Here is a 22,948-nt window from a genome sequence, read left to right on the forward strand (position 1 = left end):
ATGTGGCGCGGCTTGTGCGAGTGTCTTATTTTGAGAAAAACTGATGAGCCGGACGCATGGGACGAGCCCGGCTGGCCGGCCAGCGAGTTTTGATCGCCCCTCGCCACCCGTCCCGCATGGCGCCTCTGTTGGCCGCTGTTTTTGCATAAAAATGCCTAGAACCCAATGGATTCAAGCGGATATCGCTATTAATAATGTAGCATTCCAGAAGCCGGTGAAGGTAAAAAATTTCCTGGCAACGACCTTGCTTCAATGCGCTGGCACAGCACTGTCTTTCAAAAGTTTTTTGTACGCCGAGAAAAGCTGAGCCTCCCACTTTACAGACTGCCCCCGTCTAAGCCTTCTCAAATAATGCCTGACGACGGCCCCTTTCATCCAGGGTTTGTGCGGACCGACAAAGTGCACGATCTTGACGGCAGGTCCGGTTCCCGACTTGTCGTCGGGCAGCCGGTAGCCGTGCTTTTCAATATGAATATCCAGGAAGCACTGGAAAACGTTGTAACCCTGATCAAGCTCCAGTTCTGGCATGTTCGGCCACGCCGGGTAGTAAGCATTCAGCAAATCCTGATCGCCGCTGTTTTTTCCGCCCAGCGCGGCAACTTCTGCAAGCGCCTGCGGCAGTGTCGCGAAAATCCTTTCCACTAGCTGTTCTTGCGGCTCAATGACCAAAATCCCGCTGTTCAGACGAATCCAGTCAGGATGCACGAGGCGCCCTGCGGGAACGCCGGACATATGAGGTCTGTCGAACAGTTCGTCGATGTTGCTGAGCACCATCATGTCGCTGTCCACATAGACCAGCTTGCTGAACTCGATCAGTCCAAACAGCTGTATTTTGTTAAAGGTAGGTCCCCAATGCCCGTTGCCCCCGAGCATTTCCTGGGGTATGGCTGCGCTCTCGGGGAGTCTGCGTATCAGGATGCCGGATTGCAGCAACGGCGTCTCTGCGGCGGAAGGGAAATCGGCAGAGAGGGCCACTACCAGCGGGTAAGCCGTACCTGAGTTGCGAAGAGACTGGTGTAAAGCCAGCACGCCCGGCAAGTAAGTTTCCGAGCACAACAAAGTTATATAAGCTTTCATACTAAAAGTCCTTCAGATTCGTGGCGTGAGTGAGGTAGAAAACCGGCCCGAAGAGCGTTGCCATGCCGCGTGGTGCAGAGCATCAACCCCGTGTTGTGCACTTGGAGCATCGGCCATCACTCTCTGATGGTTCTTTGAAAAATGCAACAAATTCACTTTTGAGTTAAGAAGTGAATCAAGATAAATTCTTTAAAGATTTTTAGAATTGTCAAAATGTTTTAATGGAAAAAACCACTAGCTCAGTATTTGTGAGATTTATTAGCTATCAAAAAAATAGCATACTGGGAATCTCTAAGCGTAATTCCGGTCATCTGTTCAGATACGTTCCGTTTCAGAAAAAACAGACTGCATGTCGGCGTGTTCCAGATGCCGTGTTCCCAGTTTTAAGCAGGGCGTTGGCAGCCGCCGTGGCGCATGCAGATGTGCCAATGCCGGAACGAGTCCGGCATTGGCATGGGGCCGATCAGTGCCGGTCTCCGGTCAGCTTAGGCGCAGCGCAGTCGCCGATCAGGTGGTGAAGAAGCTCTTCAGCTTGTCCGCCCAACCCTCTTCACCGGGAGAGTGTTTCGCACCGCCTTTTTTCAAGGACTCATCGAGCTCCTTGAGCAGCTTGCGCTGGTGCTCGGTCAGCTTCACCGGCGTTTCCACCGAGATGTGGCAATACAGGTCGCCGGGGTAGCTGGAGCGCACCCCCTTGATGCCCTTGCCGCGCAAGCGGAACTGTTTGCTGGGTTGGGTGCCCTCGGGGATATCGATGGCCGCCTTGCCGGCCAGCGTCGGCACTTCAATCTCGCCACCCAGCGCGGCCGTGGTAAAGCTGATGGGGACAGCGCAGTGCAGGTCGTCGCCGTCGCGCTCAAAGATTTCGTGCTTTTTAAGCCGGATTTCTATATAGAGGTCGCCTGGTGGACCCCCATTGGTGCCCGGCTCACCGTTGCCGGTCGAACGGATGCGCATGCCGTCGTCAATGCCCGCGGGGATTTTGACTTCGAGTGTCTTGTTGTTCTTGGTCTTGCCAACGCCGTGGCAGGCCACACAGGGCTCGGGGATCAGCTTGCCGGTGCCCTTGCACTGCGGGCAGGTCTGCTGCACGCTGAAAAAGCCCTGGCGCATCTGCACCACGCCGTGACCGTGGCAGGTGGTGCAGCTGACCACCTTGGTGCCCGGCTTGGCACCGCTGCCGTGGCAAGTGTGGCAGTCGTCCCAGCTTGGAATGCGGATTTGCGCCTCTTTGCCGTGAGCGGCTTCTTCCAGCGTAATTTCCATGGCGTAGCTGAGGTCGCCGCCCCGGTAAACCTGGCGGCCGCCGCGTTGCTGGGTACCACCGCGCTGGCCGTTAAAGACATCGCCAAAAATATCGCCAAAGGCTTCAGCAAACCCGCCAAAGCCCTCTGCGCCGGGGCCACCACCGCGCATGTTGGGGTCCACGCCCGCATGACCATACTGGTCGTAAGCCGCGCGCTTGTTTCCGTCAGAAAGCATCTCGTAGGCTTCCTTGGCCTCCTTGAATTTATCTTCCGACACCTTGGTCTTATCCCCCTGGTTGCGGTCAGGGTGGTGTTTCATCGCGAGCTTGCGGTACGCTTTCTTGATATCTTCTTCGCTCGCGTTCTTGGGAACCCCGAGTGTGTCGTAATAGTCTTTTTTGGCCATGGCGGTTAAATCTGGAGGACTTTTTAAAGGGACTCTAAGGTCAAAAAAAGGTCAGGGCTGGTGGCCCTGGGCGCGGCAACTGGCCGCTGCGAGCAACTGACAAAAACGCAAAAGCGGAAATCCGGGATTGACCTGGTTTCCGCTCTTGCGCCAGCTTCGCTCGTGCGTGCCGTCTACTTACCGATATGGCGCCAATCGGGACTGGAGCTTAAGCCTTTTTGACTTCCTTGACCTCGGCATCAACCACATTGTCGTCGGCTGGCTGGGCTTGCGCCTGCTCAGCACCCGTAGCGCCCGCAGCCGCTGCTGGGCCGCCGGCACCGGCTTGCGACGCCTGCATGTCTGCGTACATTTTTTCGCCCAGCTTCTGGCTGGCTTCCATCAAGGCTGCGTTTTTCGCTTCAATGGCAGCTTTGTCCTCGCCTTTGAGTGCTTCTTCCATGTCCTTGATGGCGGTTTCGATTTTCTCCTTCTCACCGGCGTCCAGCTTGTCGCCATACTCAAGCAGCGACTTGCGCACGCTGTGAACCATGGCTTCGGCATTGTTCTTGGCCTGCACGAATTCAACCTTTTTCTTGTCGTCTTCGGCGTTCAGCTCGGCGTCTTTCACCATCTGTTGAATTTCTGCTTCAGACAAGCCGGAGTTCGCCTTGATGGTGATCTTGTTTTCCTTGCCGGTGCCCTTGTCTTTGGCGCCCACATGCAAAATACCGTTGGCGTCGATGTCGAAAGATACTTCAATTTGCGGCGTTCCGCGAGATGCTGGCGGAATGCCTTCGAGGTTGAACTCGCCCAGCGCCTTGTTGCCGGAGGCGATTTCACGCTCACCTTGGAACACCTTGATCGTCACGGCGGGCTGGTTGTCTTCTGCGGTCGAGAAGGTCTGGGCAAACTTGGTCGGGATGGTCGTGTTTTTCTTGATCATCTTGGTCATCACGCCGCCCATGGTCTCTATGCCCAGGGACAACGGCGTGACGTCAAGCAGCAGCACGTCGGTGCGATCACCCGATAGCACTTGGCCTTGAATCGCAGCGCCCACGGCGACGGCCTCGTCAGGGTTGACGTCCTTGCGCGGCTCCTTGCCGAAAAATTCCTTGACCTTTTCCTGCACCTTGGGCATGCGGGACATACCGCCAACCAGAATCACGTCATGAATGTCGGCGACACTGACACCGGCGTCCTTGATGGCCACGCGACAAGGCGCCATCGTGCGCTCGATAAGCTCGTCAACCAGGCTTTCCAGCTTGGCGCGCGTCATCTTGATGCTCAGGTGTTTCGGGCCTGAGGCGTCCGCGGTGATGTAGGGCAGGTTGATGTCGGTCTGCGCGCTGTTGGACAATTCGATCTTGGCTTTTTCAGCCGCTTCCTTCAGGCGTTGCAGGGCCAGCACGTCCTTGCCCAAGTCCACGCCTTGCTCTTTCTTGAACTCGGCAATGATGAAGTCGATGATGCGCTGGTCGAAGTCTTCGCCACCCAGGAAGGTGTCGCCATTGGTGGACAGCACTTCAAACTGCTTTTCGCCCTCGACTTGGGCAATTTCGATGATGGAAATGTCAAACGTGCCGCCACCCAGGTCATACACCGCGATCTTGCGGTCGCCTTTTTCCTGTTTGTCCAAGCCGAAGGCCAGGGCTGCAGCGGTCGGTTCGTTGATGATGCGCTTGACGTCCAGACCCGCAATGCGGCCGGCGTCCTTGGTGGCTTGGCGTTGGGCGTCATTAAAGTAGGCAGGCACCGTGATGACCGCTTCGGTGACGGGCTCGCCAAGGTAGTCCTCAGCGGTTTTTTTCATTTTTCGCAGGATGTCGGCACTAACTTGCTGGGCAGAAATTTTCTTGCCACGAACCTCGACCCAGGCATCACCATTGTCGGCGGCTGCGATCTTGTAGGGCATCAGGCCGATGTCTTTCTGGACTTCTTTCTCGGTGAACTTGCGACCAATCAGACGCTTGATGGCGTAGAGCGTGTTGCGCGGGTTAGTCACCGCCTGGCGCTTGGCCGACGCGCCGACCAGCACTTCGCCGTCTTCCTGGTAAGCGACGATTGACGGCGTGGTGCGAGCACCTTCCGAATTTTCAATGACGCGGGGCGTGTTGCCCTCCATGATGGATACGCAGCTGTTGGTCGTGCCCAAGTCGATACCGATGATTCTTCCCATGATTTACTCCTGATTTTTTGATTCGTTAACTATTGTTGATGGTCAAGCTGATGGCCCAACCGTCTTATTAATTTAGCTGCTGATAACTTGTGGATAAGTTACTTAACTTCAAGTGCCTGAACCTATTTTTGTGCCGCTATTGAGTCATCTAGCTGCAGCTACCGTTACCAGTGCGGGACGCAGCACGCGGTCGGCTATCAAGTAGCCTTTTTGCAGCACGCTGACCACCGTATTGGCTTCCTGCTCGCTGGGCACCATGCTGATGGCCTGGTGCTGGTGCGGGTCAAATTTGGCGCCGCTGGCGGGGTTGATCTCGATGACCTTGTTGCGTTCAAGCGCGCTTTTGAGCTGTTTGAGCGTGGCCTCAGCGCCTTCGCGGATCTGCTCGGGCGTGGCGTCCTGGTGGGCCAGGCTTGCTTCCAGGCTGTCAGTCACGGGCAACAGGCTTTCAGCGAAGCTTTCCAGGGCGAATTTGCGTGCCTTGGCAACTTCATCATCGGCGCGGCGCCGGGCGTTTTCAGTTTCGGCCTTGGCTCGCAGATAGCTGTCGGACAACTCGGTGTTTTTGGCCTGCAGACTCGCCACTTCGGCTTGGGCCTCGATCAGCGCATCAAACTCGTTGGCCGCTTGTGCGGCTTCGAGCTCTTCGGGGCTGGCGTCACGCAAAAAGGGTTCTTTTCGTTCGGGTGAGTTATTTTCAGACATGCGTAGCAATAAGATTGGGCTAGTAAGAATGAGTAGCTTGGGATTTCAAAGCCCTTTTCAAGGCAGGGGATTCGCTTTTGGCCGGAATTTTTTAACCGTTGTCTGGTGTGGCGTCCGGATGTGCGCTTACACCGGTCAGATCGGGTGGCCTGAAGCAGTCGGCTTTGAATTGTAGGGGCTGTGCCCGGTGCTCAATCGATGCCATCCCGCGGCTCAGGCGGTCTGTCCAAATTTTTCGAAACCGCAACGCTGTCTTGACGGCTCAAAAAAAAGACAGGCGCTCGGCCTGTCTTTGTTGAACGCGACAAAAAACTATTTTTTCTTGATGGCGCTGACCTTGGTCTGGCTGGCGGCCCATTTGCCGGCAAACGCCTGCAACTCGTTCAGGCGCTTAAGCAGGTCCGCGCCCAGCGAGGTGACGTTGTAGCCATCGCTACCGTGACCGAGCAGGCCGGCCGCGCGCAATTCCTTGATGCGAGTGTTCAGGGTATTGGGCGTGATGTTGCCAATGCTGTCTTGCAGAAGGCGAAAGGTTTGGGGATGGCCGTCTTTCAGGGCCCATAGCACGCGCAGTGCATAACGCGATTCCAGCAGCTCAAGCAACTGGCCTACAGCTACATTTTCTTTGGCACTCATCTGTTTATCTCCTCTGGTCACAGTTGGTCGGTAAGCGGAAAGCTTGAACCAAATATAACGCAAATTTGGAACTGCTACAAGTTTAATAGCTGCTAACGCCCGCTGGATGTGGACTAGCGGCCAAAAACCTTGTGAAACCCGAATGCGGAGAGGCGCCCAAAGTGGCGCAAGTTACGTGCCAGAAGCTTTCTGCCAACGCAGGCACGACCCGACAAGAGCCTCGGCTGCTCAGCGAACCATGCAAGGCATCTTGGGGTTGAATTTCCAGCCTGGAATCAGCGACTGCATCGCCAGGGCATCGTCGCGCGCACCGAGTCCGTGCGCGCGGTAAAGCTGATGCGCTTTGTCCGCCTCGGCCATGTCCAGCTCGACGCCCAGGCCGGGCTGCTGCGGCACCAGGACCCGGCCAGCCACAATCTGCAGCGGCGCTTTGGTCAGGCGCTGGCCGTCCTGCCAGATCCAGTGCGTGTCGATGGCCGTGACCTTGCCGGGCGCGGCTGCCGCTACGTGAGTAAACATGGCCAGCGAAATGTCAAAGTGGTTGTTGGAGTGTGAGCCCCAGGTCAGCCCCCAGGTCTGGCAGATCTGCGCCACGCGAACCGATCCCTGCATGGTCCAGAAATGCGGGTCAGCCAGCGGAATATCGACCGACTGCAGGTGAATCGAATGAGCCAGTTCGCGCCAGTCAGTCGCCACCATATTGGTCGCCGTCGGCAGGCCGGTGGCACGGCGAAATTCAGCCATCACCTCGCGCCCCGAGAAAACGCCTTCGGCGCCACAGGGGTCTTCGGCGTAGGCCAGTTCCCGGTGGCGCTCTCGACACAGCCGAATGGCGTCTTTCAACAGCCAGCCGCCGTTGGGGTCCAGCGTGATGCGGGCGTCCGGAAAGCGTTCATGCAGGGCAATGATGGCTTCGATTTCTTCCTCGCCGCGCAGCACGCCGCCCTTGAGTTTGAAATCCTTGAAACCGTAGCGCTGATAGGCCGCTTCGGCCAGCGCTACGATGGCCTGGGCGTTCATGGCGGGCTGGTGGCGCAAGCGAAGCCAGTCGTCGCTGGTATCGCTGGCGTTGGGCTCTGAGTTGTAGTCCAGGCCGGTTTGCTGGCGATCACCGATGTAAAAAAGATAGCCCAGCATGGCGACCGAATCGCGCTGCTGGCCTTCACCGAGCAGCGCCGCCACCGGCACGCCCAGAAACTGGCCGAGCAAGTCGAGCAGGGCGCATTCCACCGCCGTAACGGCGTGAATGGTCACGCGCAGGTCAAAGGTCTGGTTGCCGCGCCCTGTGCTGTCGCGTTCGGCAAAGCTGCTGCGCAGCGTGTTGAGGACTTGATTCCAGTTGCCAATCGACTGCCCTTCAATCAGTCCACGCGCATCTTCCAGCGTGTTGCGGATTTTCTCGCCGCCCGGAACTTCGCCAACACCGGTGCGCCCGGAACTGTCCGTCAGGATCAACAGGTTGCGGGTAAAAAAAGGGCCATGCGCGCCGCTCAGGTTTAGCAGCATGCTGTCCCGTCCGGCTACCGGAATCACCTGAACTTGGGTGATGCGTGGTGTTTGACGTGCGGTGCTCGGTGAGATGTTGGAAGTGTTTGAGGCAGGCATGAGGTTTGCGGAAGGGTTGATAATTTTATTGGTCAGTTGTCGTACAACTTGATGCCTTCTTGCGTACCCGTGGCGTTGGCCTGCGGCCTTGGGATCTGGGCGGCTGCGGGATCGTTCTGTGGCTGCATGGTGTGGGCATTGTTGCCCTTGCGAAGGCGTTCCCGGCTGTTGGAAAGGTGGGTCCGCATGGCGGCCCGCGCCGCCTCTGCATCCTGGTCGCGGATGGCGTTGTAAATGCTTTCATGCTCGGCATTGATGCGCTGCAGGTAATTGAGGCGACCTTCGGGCGCGCTCAGGGCCGTGTTGACCCGGGTGCGCGGAATGATCATGGTGCCCAGGTAGTTCATCAGGTCGGCAAAATGCCGGTTGCCAGTGGAGCGGGCCACTTCCATATGAAACTGGAAGTCAGGCGGCACGGCGTCGGAGTCCCGGCTGATGGAGTCGTCGAACGCGTGCAGGGCGTTTTCCATGGCCTTCAGGTTGTCGGGTGTTCTGCGCTGGGCGGCAAGCCCGGCGGCTTCTGTTTCAAGGCTCATGCGCAGTTCCAGCACCGCAATGACATCGGCCACGGTGGCAAAGTCTTCCGCGCTGATTTTGAAATTGCCGGCATCTTGGGGCGCCAACACAAAGGTGCCGATGCCGTGACGGGTTTCGACCAGGCCGGACGCCTGAAGCCGGGAAAGCGACTCGCGCACCACGGTGCGGCTGACGTCAAAGCGCGCCATGATCTCGGCTTCGGTAGGCAGCTTGTCGCCCGGCTGAAGCTGCCCGTCACGGATGCCGGCGGCCAGGCTGTCGACGATCTCTGCGCCCAGCCCGCGCGGTCGGCGCGTGCGCAACGGCTCCCCGGCACGGCCGGGCGTCGGGCTGGTTTCAGGTTGACTAGGGGTTTTCCTTGAGGGCATGAAAAATCGTTGACAAGTAAAAGAGCAATAGGGAGAATTCCAAGTCATCAGACAACTGATGACTTGAGCTTTTGGAGCGACTTTAACAAGCTTAAAAAAAATGTCCAGCAAAACTCTAGTCCAGTAGTTGCCCTCCCATTAGAAACGCCAGGCCCGAAATACCAAGATGACGAACAAAGTCCATGAAAAACTGCTGTTAACCGGCGCCGCAGGCGGCTTGGGCAAGGCCTTGCGGGAGCGCCTGAAGGCCAATTGTTCGATGCTCCGCTTGTCCGATATTCAGGCTTTTGGCGAAGCGGCTGACGCTGAGGAAATCATCTTGGCCGATCTGTCCGATGCGGCCGCGGTTGACGCCATGGTCGAGGGGGTGGACGCCATCGTTCACCTGGGCGGCATGTCGGTTGACGGCCCGTTCGGCCCCATCCTGCAGGCCAATATCCTGGGGCTTTACAACCTGTACGAGGCAGCGCGCAAGCGCGGCGTCAAGCGCGTGGTGTTCGCCAGTTCCAACCATGTTACCGGCTTTTACCGGCAGGATCAGACCATCACCGCCGACCATCCGGCCCGCCCCGATGGCCTGTACGGGCTGAGCAAGGCGTTTGGTGAAGACCTGTCGCGCTTTTACTTTGACCGCTACGGCATCGAAACCGCCTGTGTTCGCATTGGCTCCTCATTTGCCGAACCGAAGGACCGCCGCATGCTCGCCACCTGGCTGAGTTTTGACGACCTGCACCGCCTGATCACCGCCTGTTTAACGACGCCGGTGCTGGGCCACAGCATCATTTTCGGCATGTCCGACAACGCCGTCACCTGGTGGGACAACAGCCGGGCGCGACATATCGGTTATGTGCCGCAAGACAGCTCGGATATTTTTCGCGATGCCATTTATGCACGCACCAAGGCGCCGGATTTGAAAGATCCGGTGGCGCAGTATCAGGGCGGTGCTTTCGTGATGGCTGGCCCGTTTGGCTGGTGAGCATCATGAGCGACACGTCAAAGGCTGAGTTGATTCTGGATGCGCGCAACGCAACGGGCGAAAGCCCGGTCTGGCATGCGGCGGAGCAGGCACTGTACTGGGTCGATATTCCAGCGCGCAAGCTGAACTGCTGGACGCTGGCCACGGGACAGCAGACCAGCTGGCTGGCGCCGGAAATGCTGGCCTGCATTGCGCCCATGGCGGCTGCGAACGGCTGGATCGCCGGCACTGAAAGCGGCATTTTTCAGCTGACGCCGCAAGCCGATGAACAACTCGGTTTTGAAAGTCTCGCACCTGTCAGCCATGCCCTGCAAGGCATGCGCTTCAACGACGGCCGCTGTGACCGCCAGGGCCGCTTTCTGGCCGGCACAATGTTGATAAATATGGCCGCTGGCGCCCGTGCAGGCTGCGTCTACAGCTATCAAAAAGATAGTGCTATGACGAAGCTGCTGGACGGTTTCATCACGCCCAACGGCATGGCCTTCAGCCCCGATGGCCGCACCATGTACCTTTCTGATTCCCACCCATCGGTCCAATCGGTGTGGGCTTTCGACTACGACACGACCACTGGAACGCCGTCCAATCGCCAGCTGTTCATCGACATGAACCCGCTGCCCGGTCGGCCTGATGGCGCGGCGGTCGATGCCGACGGCTGCTACTGGATTTGCGGCAACGACGCCGGCCTGGTTCACCGCTTCACGCCGGGCGGCAAGCTAGACCGTTCACTGTCCGTGCCGGTCAAGAAACCAGCCATGTGCGCTTTTGGCGGCCCCGGTCTCGACACCCTGTTTGTCACATCGATACGCCCAGAAGGGATAGACCTGTCCGACCAGCCGCTGGCCGGCGGGGTGTTTGCGCTCAGGCCCGGCGTGCGCGGGCTGCCTGAGCCAGCGTTTCAAAATTAAAAGTTTTCCAACCACCACTCCTGAGGATGACATGACGATCAAAAAGACATTGTTTGCTGTTGCGACTGCCCTGGCCATGGCGCCGCTGGCGGTCCAGGCAACCGAGTTCCGCTCGGCCGATACACACAACGCCGACGACTACCCCACGGTAGCCGCGGTCAAGTACATGAGCGAGTTGCTCAACAAGAAAAGCGGTGGCAAGCACAAGATCAAGGTCTTCAACAAGCAGGCGCTGGGCAGTGAAAAGGAAACGATTGACCAGGTCAAGATCGGCGCGCTCGACTTCACGCGCGTCAATGTCGGGCCGATGAACGCCATCTGCCCGCTGACCCAGGTACCGACCATGCCCTTTCTTTTTAGCTCAATCGCACACATGCGCAAGTCGCTTGACGGCCCCGTTGGCGACGAAATTTTAAAGAGTTGCGAAAGCGCCGGCTTCATCGGCCTGGCGTTTTACGACAGCGGCGCGCGCTCGATCTACGCCAAGAAGCCAATCAAGACCGTGGCGGATGCCAAGGGCTTGAAAATCCGCGTCCAGCAATCGGACCTCTGGGTAGCGCTGGTCAGCGCGATGGGCGCCAACGCCACGCCCATGCCTTACGGTGAGGTCTATACCGGCCTGAAGACCGGGTTGATCGACGCCGCCGAGAACAACATCCCCTCGTTCGACACGGCCAAGCATGTTGAAGCCGTGAAGATTTATTCGAAGACCGAGCATTCGATGGCACCCGAGATTCTGGTCATGTCCAAGATCGTCTACGACAAGCTGCCCAAGGCCGAGCAGGACATGGTCCGCGCTGCAGCCAAGGAGTCGGTCGCATTCGAGCGCCAGAAGTGGGACGAGCAGGAGGCCAAGTCGCTGGCAAATGTGAAGGCCGCAGGCGCCGAGATTGTCGAGGTGGACAAGAAATCGTTTCAGGCCGTGATGGGCCCGGTTTACGACAAGTTCATGACCACGCCCGACATGAAGCGTCTGGTCAAGACCGTCCAGGACACCAAGTAAAACTGTTAATGCGGCCTGATCCGCTCCTGCAGGGGAGAGGATACGGGCCATTTCCTCGCTCGCGCGAGGGTGAGCGCCGCTGCAAGTGGTCGACCAAAAAATATCCATGTACACAAAATTTTGCACGGCGCTGTCCAAGCTCAGTTTGATCCTGGCCGTGATCGGCTTGCTCGCGGTCGTCCTGTGCGTACAGTGGCAGGTGTTCGGGCGTTACATCCTTAACGACACACCGACCTGGGCTGAGGCGCTGGCCCTGTTGCTGGTGCTGTTCGTCACCGCGTTCGGCCTGGCGGTGGGTGTGCGCGACGCTGGCCACATCGGCCTTGAGTCGCTGGTCGTGCTGCTGCCTGAAAAATGGCAGCACCGCATCGAAATCCTGATCCATTTTCTCGTCGGATCCTTTGGCGCTTTGATGGTGTACGGCGGCCGGTTGTGGATGGTTGCCAAATGGGACGAAAAAAAGCCCATGCTGCCCGTGCCTGACGGCATCGACTACCTGCCGATGGTGATTGCCGGCGTGCTGATCGTGCTTTTTTCGATTGAACATGTGATTGCGCTGCTGCGCGGCCAAAAAGTGGAGCCGGCATGGAATTGACGGTACTCGCCCTGAGTTTCACGCTCTTGCTGGTCATCGGTGTGCCGGTCGCGTTTGCCATTGGCCTGTCGTCGGTGGCCACCATCATTGCCGCAGGCCTGCCGATTGCCGTGGTGTTTCAGAAGATGGTTGGCGGCATGCAGGTGTTTTCGTTCCTGGCGATTCCGTTTTTCGTCTTCGCGGGCGAGCTTATGCTCTACGGCGGTATTGCCGACCGTATCGTGCGCTTTGCCAACAGCTTGGTCGGCCATGTGCGCGGCGGCCTCGGCATGAGCAATGTGATCGGCTGCACGCTGTTCGGCGGCATTGCCGGATCGCCTCTGGCTGATGTGTCAGCCATGGGTTCAGTGATGATTCCGCTGATGAAAAAAGAAGGTTATGACGCCGACTACGCGGTTAACGTCACCACCCATTCCGCGCTGGTCGGCGCCATCATGCCGACCTCACACAACATGATCATCTTCACGCTCGCGACCTCGGGAATTGCGTCGGTCAGCGTGTTGAGCCTGATCCTCGCAGGCCTGATTCCAGCGCTGATTTTGACCTTGTGCAACCTCGGCGCGGCCTACTATGTGGCGGTCAAGCGCGGCTACCCGACGCGCGGCGCCTTTCCCGGCTGGGGTGAGGTGTTGCGGGCCTTTGGCGCCTCTCTGCCAGGCCTGCTGGTGGTGGTGATCATCCTGGTCGGCATTTTGTCGGGTGCGTTCACCGCCACCGAATCGGCGTCGATTGCGGTGGCCTGGGCGTTATTTATCACGACGGTGGTCTACAAGACACTGTCATGGCACAACTTCATGAAGGCCTGCGCCAAGGCCTGCAAAACCACCGGCGTGGTGTTGCTGTTGATTGGCATCTCGTCCGCGTTTGGCTACTTCATGGCCTTGTATGAAGTGCCGCAACTGACCGGCGAGCTGATGAAGTCGGTCAGCAGCGAGCCCTGGGTTATCTTTTTGATGATCAATGTGCTGCTGTTCATCCTCGGAACCTTCCTGGACATGGCTGCAACCATTTTGATCTGCACCCCGATCTTCATGCCGATTGCGATGCAGTTCGGCATGGACCCGGTGCAGTTCGGCATCGTGATGCTGATCAACTGCGCGCTTGGCCTCAACACGCCTCCGGTCGGCTCGGTGCAGTTTGTCGGCTGCGCCATCGGCGAGATATCCGTCGGCCAGGTGATGCGCTCGATTGCCCCGTTCTACAGCGCACTAGGCATCTGCTTGCTGCTGGTGACTTACGTGCCGGCGTTTTCGCTGTGGTTGCCGTCGCTGTACAAATGAGCCTGACATCTCGTTCAAAAAAGCTGAACCATGACCGATCCACTCTACATCCGCATGCATGGTAACGACAACGTGGCCATCGTTGCCAACGATGGCGGCCTGCCTGCCGGCGCAATTTTTGCTGACGGCTTGAGGCTGTGCGAACGTGTGCCGCAGGGGCACAAGCTCGCGTTGGTGAATATTCCCAAGGGCGCTGCGGTGCTGCGTTACAACGTACCCATCGGCTACGCACTGAAAGATATTTCGGCTGGCAACTGGGTGCATGAGCGGTTGCTGCAGTTGCCGTCGGCGCGCGGACTGGACAACCTGCCCATCGCGACCGTGAAGCCAGCGCCTATGCCGCCGCTTGTCGGTTACAGTTTTGAGGGCTACCGCAATGTCGATGGCTCGGTAGGCAGCCGCAACATCCTGGCCATCACCACCACCGTGCAGTGCGTAGCCGGCGTGGTTGCGTTCGCCGTCAAGCGCATCAAGGAAGAACTGCTGCCCCGCTTTCCGAATGTGGACGATGTGGTGGGGCTGGAGCACAGCTACGGCTGCGGCGTGGCGATTGACGCGCCCGATGCCATCATTGCGATCCGCACGCTGCGCAACATCACGTTAAACCCCAACTTTGGCGGCGAAGTCATGGTGGTCAGCCTGGGTTGCGAAAAGCTGCAGCCCGAGCGCCTGCTGCCGCCCGGCACCATTCAGATTGTTGATGAACGAAATGTGGCCGATGTGGGCGTCAATGCCGATGCAATGCTCGATGTGGTGTGTCTGCAATCTGAAAATCATGTCGGTTTCATGTCGATGATCGATTCGATCATGCAGGCAGCCTTGCCGCATCTGCAGCGGCTCAATGCGCGCCGGCGCGAAACCGTGCCCGCCAGCGAACTCGTGGTGGGCGTGCAGTGCGGCGGCAGCGATGCGTTTTCCGGCGTCACCGCCAATCCCGCTGTGGGTTTTTGCACCGACCTTCTGGTGCGGGCCGGTGCCACGGTGATGTTTTCCGAAACCACCGAGGTGCGCGACGGCATTGACCAACTGACCGCGCGCGCCAGCAGCCCGGAAGTGGCGCAGGCGATGATCCGCGAAATGGCCTGGTACGACGCTTACCTGCAAAAAGGGCAGGTGGACCGCAGCGCCAACACGACGCCCGGCAACAAGCAGGGCGGACTGTCCAACATTGTCGAAAAAGCCATGGGATCCATTGTCAAGTCCGGCAGCGCGCCCATCAACGGCGTGCTGGCGCCGGGCGAAAAAGTTAGGCAGAAAGGTTTGATTTACGCCGCCACACCCGCCAGCGATTTCATCTGCGGCACCTTGCAGCTTGCAGCCGGCATCAACCTGCATGTGTTCACGACCGGTCGCGGCACGCCCTACGGTCTGGCGGAGGTGCCGGTGATCAAGGTCGCTACCCGCACCGATCTGGCCAGGCGCTGGCACGACTTGATGGATATCAACGCCGGCCGCATTGCCGACGGCGACGCCACGATAGAAGACGTGGGCTGGGAGCTATTTACTTTCATGCTCGAAGTAGCCAGCGGCCGCAAGAAAACCTGGGCCGAACATTGGAAGCTGCACAACGCGCTGGTGCTGTTTAACCCGGCGCCGGTTACCTGAACATCCGCTTCAATCACTTTTTTAAAGCGAAATCTCATGACACAAGCAACCCCTTACCAATCTTTTCCCAATAGCTTCAAGCGCGATCTGCTGGTCGGAAAAAAGCTGATCGGCTGCTGGTCCTCGCTGTCCAACGCCATCACCACTGAGGTGCTGGGCGTGGCCGGCTTTGACTGGATTTTGCTGGACGGCGAGCATTCACCCAACGACGTAGCCACCTTCATTCCGCAACTGATGGCGCTCAAGGACAGCATGAGCGCGCCCGTGGTGCGTCCCTCCAGCAACGACGCAGTGGAAATCAAGCGGCTGCTGGACGCCGGCTTTTACAACTTTCTGGTGCCGTTTGTCGAAAGTGCTGACGAAGCACGCCGCGCCGTGGCGGCCACGCGCTACCCGCCGCAGGGCATTCGCGGCGTCTCGGTGGCGCAGCGCAGCAACCGCTACGGCACCGTGCCGGACTACTTCAAGGGCATCAACGAGCAGATCTGCGTGATGGTGCAAATCGAAAGCCGAGCCGGCGTGGCGGCAGCGCGCGAGATTGCCGCGCAGGACGGTGTCGACTGCGTCTTCGTCGGCCCGTCCGATTTGGCCGCGGCGTTCGGCCATCTGGGCAATGCCGGCCACCCCGATGTGCAGGCCGCCATTGCCTCCGTATTTGCCGATGCCAAAGCCTGCGGAAAACCGACCGGCATTCTGGCGCCGGTCGAGGTCGATGCGCGCCGCTACATCGCCATGGGCGCGACCTTTGTCGGCGTTGGAAGTGATTTGGGCGGCTTTCGCGCGGCCATGCAGGGCCTGCGTGAGCGCTACCGGGATTGATTGAACAAACCGTCTTTAAACCAACTATTAACCAACGATTGGAGAAGTTGCCATGAGCAAACTGGGTTTTATTGGTCTGGGCATCATGGGTGCGCCTATGGCCGCGCATTTGGTGAAAGCCGGCCACGAGGTATTTCTGAACACGCGCAGCAAGGTACCTGCCGACTTGCTGACCGGCCAGGCGAGGGCCTGCAAGTCGGCCAAAGAGGTTGCAGAAAAGGCCGACATCCTCTTTTTGATGCTGCCCGACACGCCCGATGTGGCGACCGTTCTGTTTGCTGAAAACGGCGTGGCCGCCGGCCTCGGCAAAGGAAAAACCGTGGTGGACATGAGTTCCATTTCGCCCATGGAGACCAAGGAATTCGCCAAAAAAATCAACACCCTGGGCTGCGACTACCTCGACGCGCCGGTGTCGGGTGGCGAAGTGGGCGCCAAGGCCGCCAGCCTGACCATCATGGTGGGCGGTCCCGACGCGGTGTTCGAGCGCGTCAAGCCGCTGTTCGAGCTGATGGGCAAGAACATCACGCTGGTAGGCGGCAATGGCGACGGGCAAACCTGCAAGGTGGCCAACCAGATCATCGTGGCCTTGAATATCGCCGCAGTCGGCGAGGCCCTGCTGTTTGCCAGCAAGGCCGGCGCCGACCCCGCCAAGGTGCGCCAGGCCCTGATGGGCGGCTTTGCCGCGTCGCGCATTCTGGAGGTGCATGGCGAACGCATGATCAAGCGCACCTTCAATCCCGGCTTTCGCATCGGCCTGCACCAAAAAGATCTGGGCCTGGCCTTGGCCGGCGCGCGTACGCTTGGCCTGGCGCTGCCACAAACTGCCGGCGCAGCTCAGCTGATGCAGGTCTGCAGCGCCAACGGCATGCAAGACCTGGACCATTCGGCGCTGGTGCGCGCGCTCGAATTAATGGCCGACCATCAGGTGGCCAAGGCCTGATTTTTTTTTGGGGTGGGGCTGGCGAGGCATCTTGGCTAACCAAACTTGTCATGCTGGTTGTCGCCAAAAGCCTGATCCGGCTTTTCTGTCGGTTTTTACGGTGATTTTAGGATAAAAAAGGCCTGTAGCCCAATCAGCACCTGCGTAAACAGCTATTAAAATAATAGCAAAACGTTGCGCCGGTGGACCAGCTCCGCAGCGTCGCCTTCGTTATCCAGAGCTCACGGACGACCCTGCGGGTCGATTCGGTCTATGCCTACACCGGCCAGATTTACGCCGGGGTGAAAGCAGCTACTCCTGAGTCATCATGCATGCAGAGAGGGAATGCGACCAAGTTGATGCGGCGGTCCATCAAATAGGCGGAACCCGAAAAAGCAAAAAGCCGGATTGCTCCGGCTTTTTGTCGTTTAGCGCTGGATTAACGCTGGGTTAGCGCCTCAATCAATACAACTCGCTGGTGATGGAGGAAGCACTGGCGCCCCCCACATCCAGACCGCCGGTTACCAGAATCCTGCCGGTCGACAACAAGGTTGCCGTGTGCGCTGCACGCGGGTTAGCCAATGCACCCGTGAGCACCCACCCGTTGGTCGCCGGGTCATACACCTCGCTGCTGCCCACCAGGCCCGCCCCGCCGAAGCCGCCGGTCACCAGCACCCTGCCGTTGAGCAATGTTGCTGAGTGGAAAACGCGACCCGTCGCCAGCGAGGCTGCAGAACCGAAAGTGCCAGCCGTCGGGTCGTAAAGTTGGCTTTCCGTGATGGGCGCGCTGGTGGAGTTGAACCCGCCGGTCACCAGAACTTTACCGTCTGCAAGCACGGTTGCCACGTGATCGGAACGGCCGGTTGCCAATACAGCGCTTGGGGTCGTCCATGTGTTCAATGCCGGGTCGTAGATTTCAATGCTGGCCCGTTTGCCCTGAGCACTTTCACCGCCTATGACCACTACCTTGCCGTTGGCCAGCAAGGTGGCGGTGTGCGCCGAACGTCCAATGGTCATTGAAGCCGCAGGCGTCCATGTGCCGGCCCCGGCCGGGTTATAGATTTCGGCGGTGGCGGTGGATGCGCCAGCGACGGTCGTCCCGGTAACGCCGCCAATTACCAATACCTTGCCGTCTGGCAGCAGGGTTGCAGTATGTTTGGTGCGCGCGGTGACCATTGACGTCGCCGCAGTCCAAACATTTGTCGAGGGCGCGTAAAGCTCGTTGCTGAGGAGGGCGTTCGTTCCGTCATCTCCGCCAACAACCAGTACCGTGCCGTTGCCCAGCCGGGTGGCGGTGTGCAAGCCGCGCGCAGTCCCCATGTTGCCGCGAGTGGTAAAGGCGTCCGTCACATAGGTTTCGCTCGTGGCCGTACGTGTTGAGTTAGTGACGTTACCACCAGCCATCAGCACCGTGCCGTCTACCAGCGCGGTTGCCGTGTGGAAGCGGCGTCCAGTGGCCAACGAAGCCGCAGCTGTCCATTGGGTGACTGCCGTCACGGTGAAGGTTGCGGCGTTCGAGGAAATCGAGTTGAGCGTCGCCGTGATGGAGGGCGTACCAACCGACACCGCTTTTGCCAGACCGGTGTTAACGCCGATGGTGGCTGCAGCGGTGCTCGAGGCCCACGACGCCGAGGTAGTGACATCTTGCGGCGGGCCCGATGCAAACGTACCGATGGCGGTGAACTGCCGTGAGAAACCGGCGGCATCGCTGGCGGTGGCCGGCGTGACCTGGATGGACACCAGCGCTGGACCGGTGACCGTGAGCGTTACGGCGCTAGATGTGACTGGGCTGAGCGACGCCGTGATGTTGGTAACACCTGCTGCCACCGTAGTCGCCAGACCGGCGGCATTAATGGTGGCTTTGCTGGTGTCGCTTGAAAGCCAGGTGACCGTTGGGTTGGTAGTGATATCGGGCGTCGTACCGTCGGAATAGGTGCCTGTGGCCTTGTATTGCTGCGTCAAACCCAAAGGCCTGCTGACAGCGGCCGGTGTCACAGCGATGGAAACCAGCGTGGCGGCGGTCACAGTGAGTGTTTGAACGTTGGAATTGACCCCGTTGCGCGATGCCGAAATGGACGATGCACCGGCAGCCTTGGTGGTGGCCAGACCGGCGGCGTTGATAGTCACCTTGGTGATGTCGCTGGAGGTCCAGGTCACAGAGCTCGTCAGGTCTTGCGTGGGGCCGACATCGAAGGTGCCCGTGGCGGTGAATTGCTGCGTCAGGCCTGCAGCCTTGCTCGCGCCCGCCGGTGAGATCGAAATCGATCGCAGCGTGGCGCCGTTTACCGTCAGGGTCGCTGCAGGAGAGCTGATGTCCCCGAGCGATGCCTTGATGGTGGCCGATCCAACCGCTTTCGTCGTGGCCAGACCGCTGGCGTTGATGGTTGCCGTAGTGGGGCTACTGGACGCCCACACCACGGAGGCGGTGATGTCCTGGGTTGGGCCGGTGGTGAAAGTGCCCGTCGCGGTGTATTGCTGCGTCAGGCCGACTGCCTTGGTGATAGTTGCCGGCGCAATCTGGATGGACAACAGTTTGGGCGCCTCGACGACCGGCCCACCCCCCCCGCCGTCACCACCGCTGCCGCAAGCGGCGAGTAGCGACATAAAAAATGCCATAAAGAGGGCCTTTAGGCTGCGATGTATTGTCATGAACCTTCTCCTAAACGTTGTAACCAAAAGATAGAGCGCTGCATTTCACGCCCCTAGGTCCTGACAATTTGTCGAGTCCTATACAAATATTAGAGAAAAGAAATTGGTTAGATAATAGGCCGAATTGCGCATTTACGTAACAATGTGTAAGCAAATAAAAATTACAGTTTCAGAATTCGGATATATATTTGAAATATTCCATACATCTATTGACGCGTGCATGTCGTCGATATTTCTAAAGTAGTCCCGTCGCCAGTACGGCGTGATGGCCAGCCGCTTGGCCGAACACGCCAACTTTGCCGGCACGCTGTCGATTGCCAATTTCGCCATTCTGGGGTAGGTCTGGCCCACGAACGGCACGAGGTTGCCTTGGCCGATTTCCCGCATGTGCAGCACTGGCATCAGGCCATGATGGCGTGGCCGGCGGTGGCGCGTGGCTTTTCGGTGCCGCTGCAGCGTGTGTAGCAGCGCTTTTTTTAACGCTATCAAAAATATAGCTGCTGGCACGCGCAGGATATCGGCTGGAGGCAGAAAAGACCTATTTTTTCATCAGCATGCAGCCCTGATACCGCCAAGCGTCCGCCCCAAAAAAAAGCGGCCACCACCCGAGGAACGGATGGTGGCCGCTTGGCGGCGCAGCGCTTGTTACAGCGTATCGATAAAGCTGCGCAGCTTGTCCGAGCGGCTAGGGTGCTTGAGCTTGCGCAGCGCCTTGGCTTCAATCTGGCGAATCCGCTCACGCGTTACATCAAACTGCTTGCCGACTTCCTCGAGTGTGTGATCGGTGGACATCTCGATGCCGAAACGCATGCGCAGCACTTTGGCTTCGCGCGGCGTCAGGCTGTCGAGGATGTCTTTGACCACATCGCGCAGGCCGGCCTGCATCGCCGCTTCCAGCGGTGCGGTGTTGGCGCCGTCCTCGATGAAGTCACCCAGGTGCGAATCGTCGTCGTCGCCAATCGGTGTTTCCATGGAGATCGGCTCTTTGGCAATCTTCATGATCTTGCGGATTTTCTCTTCAGGAATTTCCATCTTCTCGGCCAGGATGCTGGCGTCGGGCTCAAAGCCAAACTCCTGCAAGTGCTGGCGAGACAGACGGTTCATCTTGTTGATGGTTTCGATCATGTGCACCGGGATGCGGATGGTGCGGGCTTGATCGGCGATGGAGCGCGTAATCGCCTGACGAATCCACCAGGTGGCGTAGGTAGAGAATTTGTAGCCGCGACGGTATTCAAACTTGTCCACCGCCTTCATCAAGCCGATGTTGCCTTCCTGGATCAAGTCCAGGAACTGCAAGCCGCGGTTGGTGTATTTTTTTGCAATCGAAATGACCAGGCGCAAGTTGGCCTCGATCATTTCCTTCTTGGCATCGCGCGAGTTGGTCTCGCCTTCGTTCATGCGCTTGTTGATGTCCTTCAACTGCCCCAGCGGCACCACGACGCGCGCCTGCAACTCAGCCAGCTTGGTCTGCAATTCCTGGATGGGCGGAATGTTGCGCGCCATGACGGTAGACCACGGTTTGCCGGACGCCACCTGCTTTTCGACCCACTTGAGGTTGAGCAGATTAGGCGGAAAGTCTTTGACAAAGGTTTCCTGCGGCATACCGCATTTCTCGACGATGATGCGGCGCAGTTCGCGCTCTTTCTTGCGCACGTCCAGCACTTGTGCGCGCAGCAGGTCGCACAGCTTTTCAATGGTCTTGGCGGTAAAGCGCACCGTCATCAGCTCGTCGCTGAGGGATTTTTGCGTCTTGGTGTAGGTCGGTGTGCCGTAGCCTTCCTTGTCGTAAGTCTTGTGGACTTTTTCGAACAGCAGGGCAATTTTGTCGAACCGGCTGAGCGCTTCCTTCTTGAGCTCTTCAAGCTTCTTGGTCAGCGCCTTGGAGCCGCCCTTGCCGTCGTCATCGTCTTCTTCGTCGAACTCGTCAAAGTCTTCCTCGGCCACATAGTCGTCGGCCTCGTTGGGGTTGGAAAAGCCGTCGACCACGGTTGAAATAACGATCTTGCCTTCGCGGATTTCCTCGCCCAGCCGCATGATCTCGGCAATCGTGGCAGGGCTTTCCGAGATGGCTTCCATCATGCGCATGAGGCCGCCCTCGATGCGCTTGGCAATCTCGATCTCGCCTTCGCGCGTCAAGAGCTCGACCGTGCCCATCTCACGCATGTACATGCGGACCGGGTCGGTGGTGCGGCCAAACTCGCTGTCGACGGTGGACAGCGCAGCTTCGGCTTCCTCTTCAGCCTCTTCTTCGGTGGCAACGGTTGGGCCGGTGTTGTTCAGCAGCAGGGTTTCAACGTCAGGGGCCTGCTCGTAGACGGCCACGCCCATGTCGTTGAGCATGTTGACGACGACTTCCAGCGTCTCGGCATCTACCAGCTTGTCGGGCAGGTGGTCGGAAATTTCGCCGTGCGTCAGGTAGCCGCGGGTTTTACCGAGCTTGATCAGGGTTTTCAGGCGCAGGCGGCGCTTGAGAATGTCTTCTTCCGACAGAACGGTTTCGTCCAGGCCGAATTCCTTCATCAAGGCGCGCTCTTTGGCCTTGCTGATCTTCATGCGCAGCGGCTTGACCTTTTCAGTGGTCTCCACTGCGGGTTCTTCGGCAAATTCCGCTACCACGTCCGACAGGTCCTCGTCGCCTTCGCCCTTGTCGGCGGCTTTGGGCTTGCGGCCGCGTTTGGCACCAGCCGTTGCGGCTGCGCTGTCGGCGTCTGCTGGGTTTTTCGGCGGCCGGCCGGCTTTCTTTTTTACCGGCACGTCGGAGACGGCGGTAGAGGCGACAGCGGCAACAGGCTTGGCTTCAGGACTGGACTTAGTGGGCACGGCAGGAACTTTCTTCAGGGGCATGGCAGATTTCGCAAGGACTTGGCTCATGGGAGCAGCCTGGGTCCGGGATGGAATGGATATGACGGGTTTTCCGGCTTTTTCAAGCTTTGAATTCTTTACAAGCGGCTTGACAGCGGGCTTTCCAGTGGGTTCAGTGGGTTTTGTGCTCGTTTTCGGCGCTGTTCTCGCTTCCGTCTTGGACACCGGTTTGGGTGCTGCTTTGAGCAACATGGCGGACTTGGTGAGCTTGGCAGTAGGCATGGGACCTCCAGAGATCGGCAACTGGTTTAAATACTGGTCGGCGACCAGTCAACAAACCTGCAAAAATTGTGACCAGCACCCCGACTAGCAGTCAAAAGCACGAGCAACAAAGATTCAGAACTCAAAACGAGACGGTTGCAAACAACCCATGCAAAGACACCGGAACGCCTGAACGCAACTAAGCGCTAAGGCGCGAATGATTTCACGCAAAGAATTGTTTTTCGGGCGAGCTGTTTGGGCGAACATTTGGTATGCAGTCCTTGCGGGAGGTGGCCGTCTCGTGTGTGAGTTCCCTTGGGTGTCGGGGGCCGGTGCCGGAGGTATTGCTGTCGCGCTAGCCGTAAAAGATAGGATTATACCATTTGACCTGGTTT

The 22,948-nt window shown here is 58.6% G+C and carries 19 protein-coding genes; 9 read left to right on the forward strand and 10 right to left on the reverse strand.

The features are described from left to right. Positions 1 to 249: 249 nt before the first annotated feature. The 7 genes from HHJ18_RS14190 to HHJ18_RS14220 form a co-directional block, all read right to left on the reverse strand. Complete coding sequence (locus HHJ18_RS14190; protein ID WP_296916291.1) at positions 250 to 1,077, reverse strand: glycosyltransferase; 828 nt, start codon at positions 1,075 to 1,077, stop codon at positions 250 to 252. A gap of 507 nt (positions 1,078 to 1,584) precedes the next feature. Continuing rightward, positions 1,585 to 2,730: a molecular chaperone DnaJ gene (dnaJ, locus tag HHJ18_RS14195; protein ID WP_296916293.1), complete on the reverse strand. Its 1,146-nt coding sequence runs from the start codon at positions 2,728 to 2,730 to the stop codon at positions 1,585 to 1,587. Between the two features lie 208 nt (positions 2,731 to 2,938). After that, positions 2,939 to 4,888 (reverse strand): molecular chaperone DnaK, encoded by a 1,950-nt coding sequence (gene dnaK, locus HHJ18_RS14200; protein ID WP_296916295.1) that lies wholly within the window; start codon positions 4,886 to 4,888, stop codon positions 2,939 to 2,941. Positions 4,889 to 5,032: 144 nt separating this feature from the next. Continuing rightward, positions 5,033 to 5,593 carry a nucleotide exchange factor GrpE gene (grpE, locus tag HHJ18_RS14205; RefSeq protein ID WP_296916296.1) on the reverse strand — a complete coding sequence of 187 codons (561 nt, stop codon included), beginning with the start codon at positions 5,591 to 5,593 and terminating at the stop codon, positions 5,033 to 5,035. Between the two features lie 312 nt (positions 5,594 to 5,905). Next, positions 5,906 to 6,229 carry a winged helix-turn-helix transcriptional regulator gene (locus HHJ18_RS14210; RefSeq protein WP_296916298.1) on the reverse strand — a complete coding sequence of 108 codons (324 nt, stop codon included), beginning with the start codon at positions 6,227 to 6,229 and terminating at the stop codon, positions 5,906 to 5,908. A gap of 228 nt (positions 6,230 to 6,457) precedes the next feature. After that, complete coding sequence (locus HHJ18_RS14215; RefSeq protein WP_296916300.1) at positions 6,458 to 7,834, reverse strand: enolase C-terminal domain-like protein; 1,377 nt, start codon at positions 7,832 to 7,834, stop codon at positions 6,458 to 6,460. Between the two features lie 32 nt (positions 7,835 to 7,866). Then, on the reverse strand, positions 7,867 to 8,739 hold the full coding sequence (locus HHJ18_RS14220; RefSeq protein ID WP_296916302.1) for a FadR/GntR family transcriptional regulator: 873 nt from the start codon (positions 8,737 to 8,739) through the stop codon (positions 7,867 to 7,869). Positions 8,740 to 8,905: 166 nt separating this feature from the next. Between HHJ18_RS14220 and HHJ18_RS14225 the strand changes: the two genes are divergently transcribed. From HHJ18_RS14225 to glxR, 8 genes are all read left to right on the forward strand, one after another. Next, entirely contained in the window at positions 8,906 to 9,715 is an 810-nt protein-coding gene (locus HHJ18_RS14225) for an NAD(P)-dependent oxidoreductase (RefSeq protein ID WP_296916303.1), read from the forward strand. 5 nt (positions 9,716 to 9,720) lie between these two features. After that, a complete protein-coding gene (locus HHJ18_RS14230) occupies positions 9,721 to 10,620 on the forward strand; it encodes an SMP-30/gluconolactonase/LRE family protein (protein ID WP_296916304.1) in 900 nt (299 codons plus the stop codon). Positions 10,621 to 10,651: 31 nt separating this feature from the next. After that, complete coding sequence (locus HHJ18_RS14235; RefSeq protein ID WP_296916305.1) at positions 10,652 to 11,623, forward strand: TRAP transporter substrate-binding protein; 972 nt, start codon at positions 10,652 to 10,654, stop codon at positions 11,621 to 11,623. Between the two features lie 106 nt (positions 11,624 to 11,729). After that, a complete protein-coding gene (locus HHJ18_RS14240; protein ID WP_296916307.1) occupies positions 11,730 to 12,218 on the forward strand; it encodes a TRAP transporter small permease in 489 nt (162 codons plus the stop codon). Beyond that, a complete protein-coding gene (locus HHJ18_RS14245) occupies positions 12,209 to 13,498 on the forward strand; it encodes a TRAP transporter large permease (protein ID WP_296916309.1) in 1,290 nt (429 codons plus the stop codon). The genes HHJ18_RS14240 and HHJ18_RS14245 overlap by 10 nt, the downstream gene beginning before the upstream one ends. A 30-nt stretch (positions 13,499 to 13,528) precedes the next feature. Beyond that, a complete protein-coding gene (garD, locus tag HHJ18_RS14250; protein ID WP_296916311.1) occupies positions 13,529 to 15,103 on the forward strand; it encodes a galactarate dehydratase in 1,575 nt (524 codons plus the stop codon). A 36-nt stretch (positions 15,104 to 15,139) separates the two neighbouring features. Further along, the gene (garL, locus tag HHJ18_RS14255) at positions 15,140 to 15,922 is read left to right on the forward strand and encodes a 2-dehydro-3-deoxyglucarate aldolase (RefSeq protein ID WP_296916313.1); all 783 of its coding nucleotides are present in this window, start codon (positions 15,140 to 15,142) and stop codon (positions 15,920 to 15,922) included. 52 nt (positions 15,923 to 15,974) lie between these two features. Continuing rightward, entirely contained in the window at positions 15,975 to 16,862 is an 888-nt protein-coding gene (gene glxR / locus HHJ18_RS14260; RefSeq protein ID WP_296916314.1) for a 2-hydroxy-3-oxopropionate reductase, read from the forward strand. Between the two features lie 441 nt (positions 16,863 to 17,303). On the opposite strand, the gene HHJ18_RS14265 is transcribed toward glxR, so the two are convergent. From HHJ18_RS14265 to rpoD, 3 genes are all read right to left on the reverse strand, one after another. Further along, positions 17,304 to 19,490, reverse strand: coding sequence for a kelch repeat-containing protein (locus HHJ18_RS14265; RefSeq protein ID WP_296916317.1), 2,187 nt, complete (start codon positions 19,488 to 19,490; stop codon positions 17,304 to 17,306). Between the two features lie 132 nt (positions 19,491 to 19,622). After that, positions 19,623 to 19,892 (reverse strand): hypothetical protein, encoded by a 270-nt coding sequence (locus HHJ18_RS14270; protein WP_296916318.1) that lies wholly within the window; start codon positions 19,890 to 19,892, stop codon positions 19,623 to 19,625. 243 nt (positions 19,893 to 20,135) lie between these two features. Continuing rightward, a complete protein-coding gene (gene rpoD, locus HHJ18_RS14275) occupies positions 20,136 to 22,361 on the reverse strand; it encodes an RNA polymerase sigma factor RpoD (RefSeq protein ID WP_296916320.1) in 2,226 nt (741 codons plus the stop codon). Between rpoD and HHJ18_RS14280 the strand changes: the two genes are divergently transcribed. After that, positions 22,360 to 22,662, forward strand: a complete 303-nt coding sequence (locus HHJ18_RS14280) for a hypothetical protein (RefSeq protein ID WP_296916322.1) — start codon at positions 22,360 to 22,362, stop codon at positions 22,660 to 22,662. The two genes, rpoD and HHJ18_RS14280, sit on opposite strands and share 2 nt — an antisense overlap. The last annotated feature ends 286 nt before the right edge of the window (positions 22,663 to 22,948 follow it).

This window comes from Polaromonas sp. (assembly GCF_012927455.1).
In the GTDB taxonomy this organism is placed as follows: Bacteria; Pseudomonadota; Gammaproteobacteria; order Burkholderiales; family Burkholderiaceae_C; genus Polaromonas.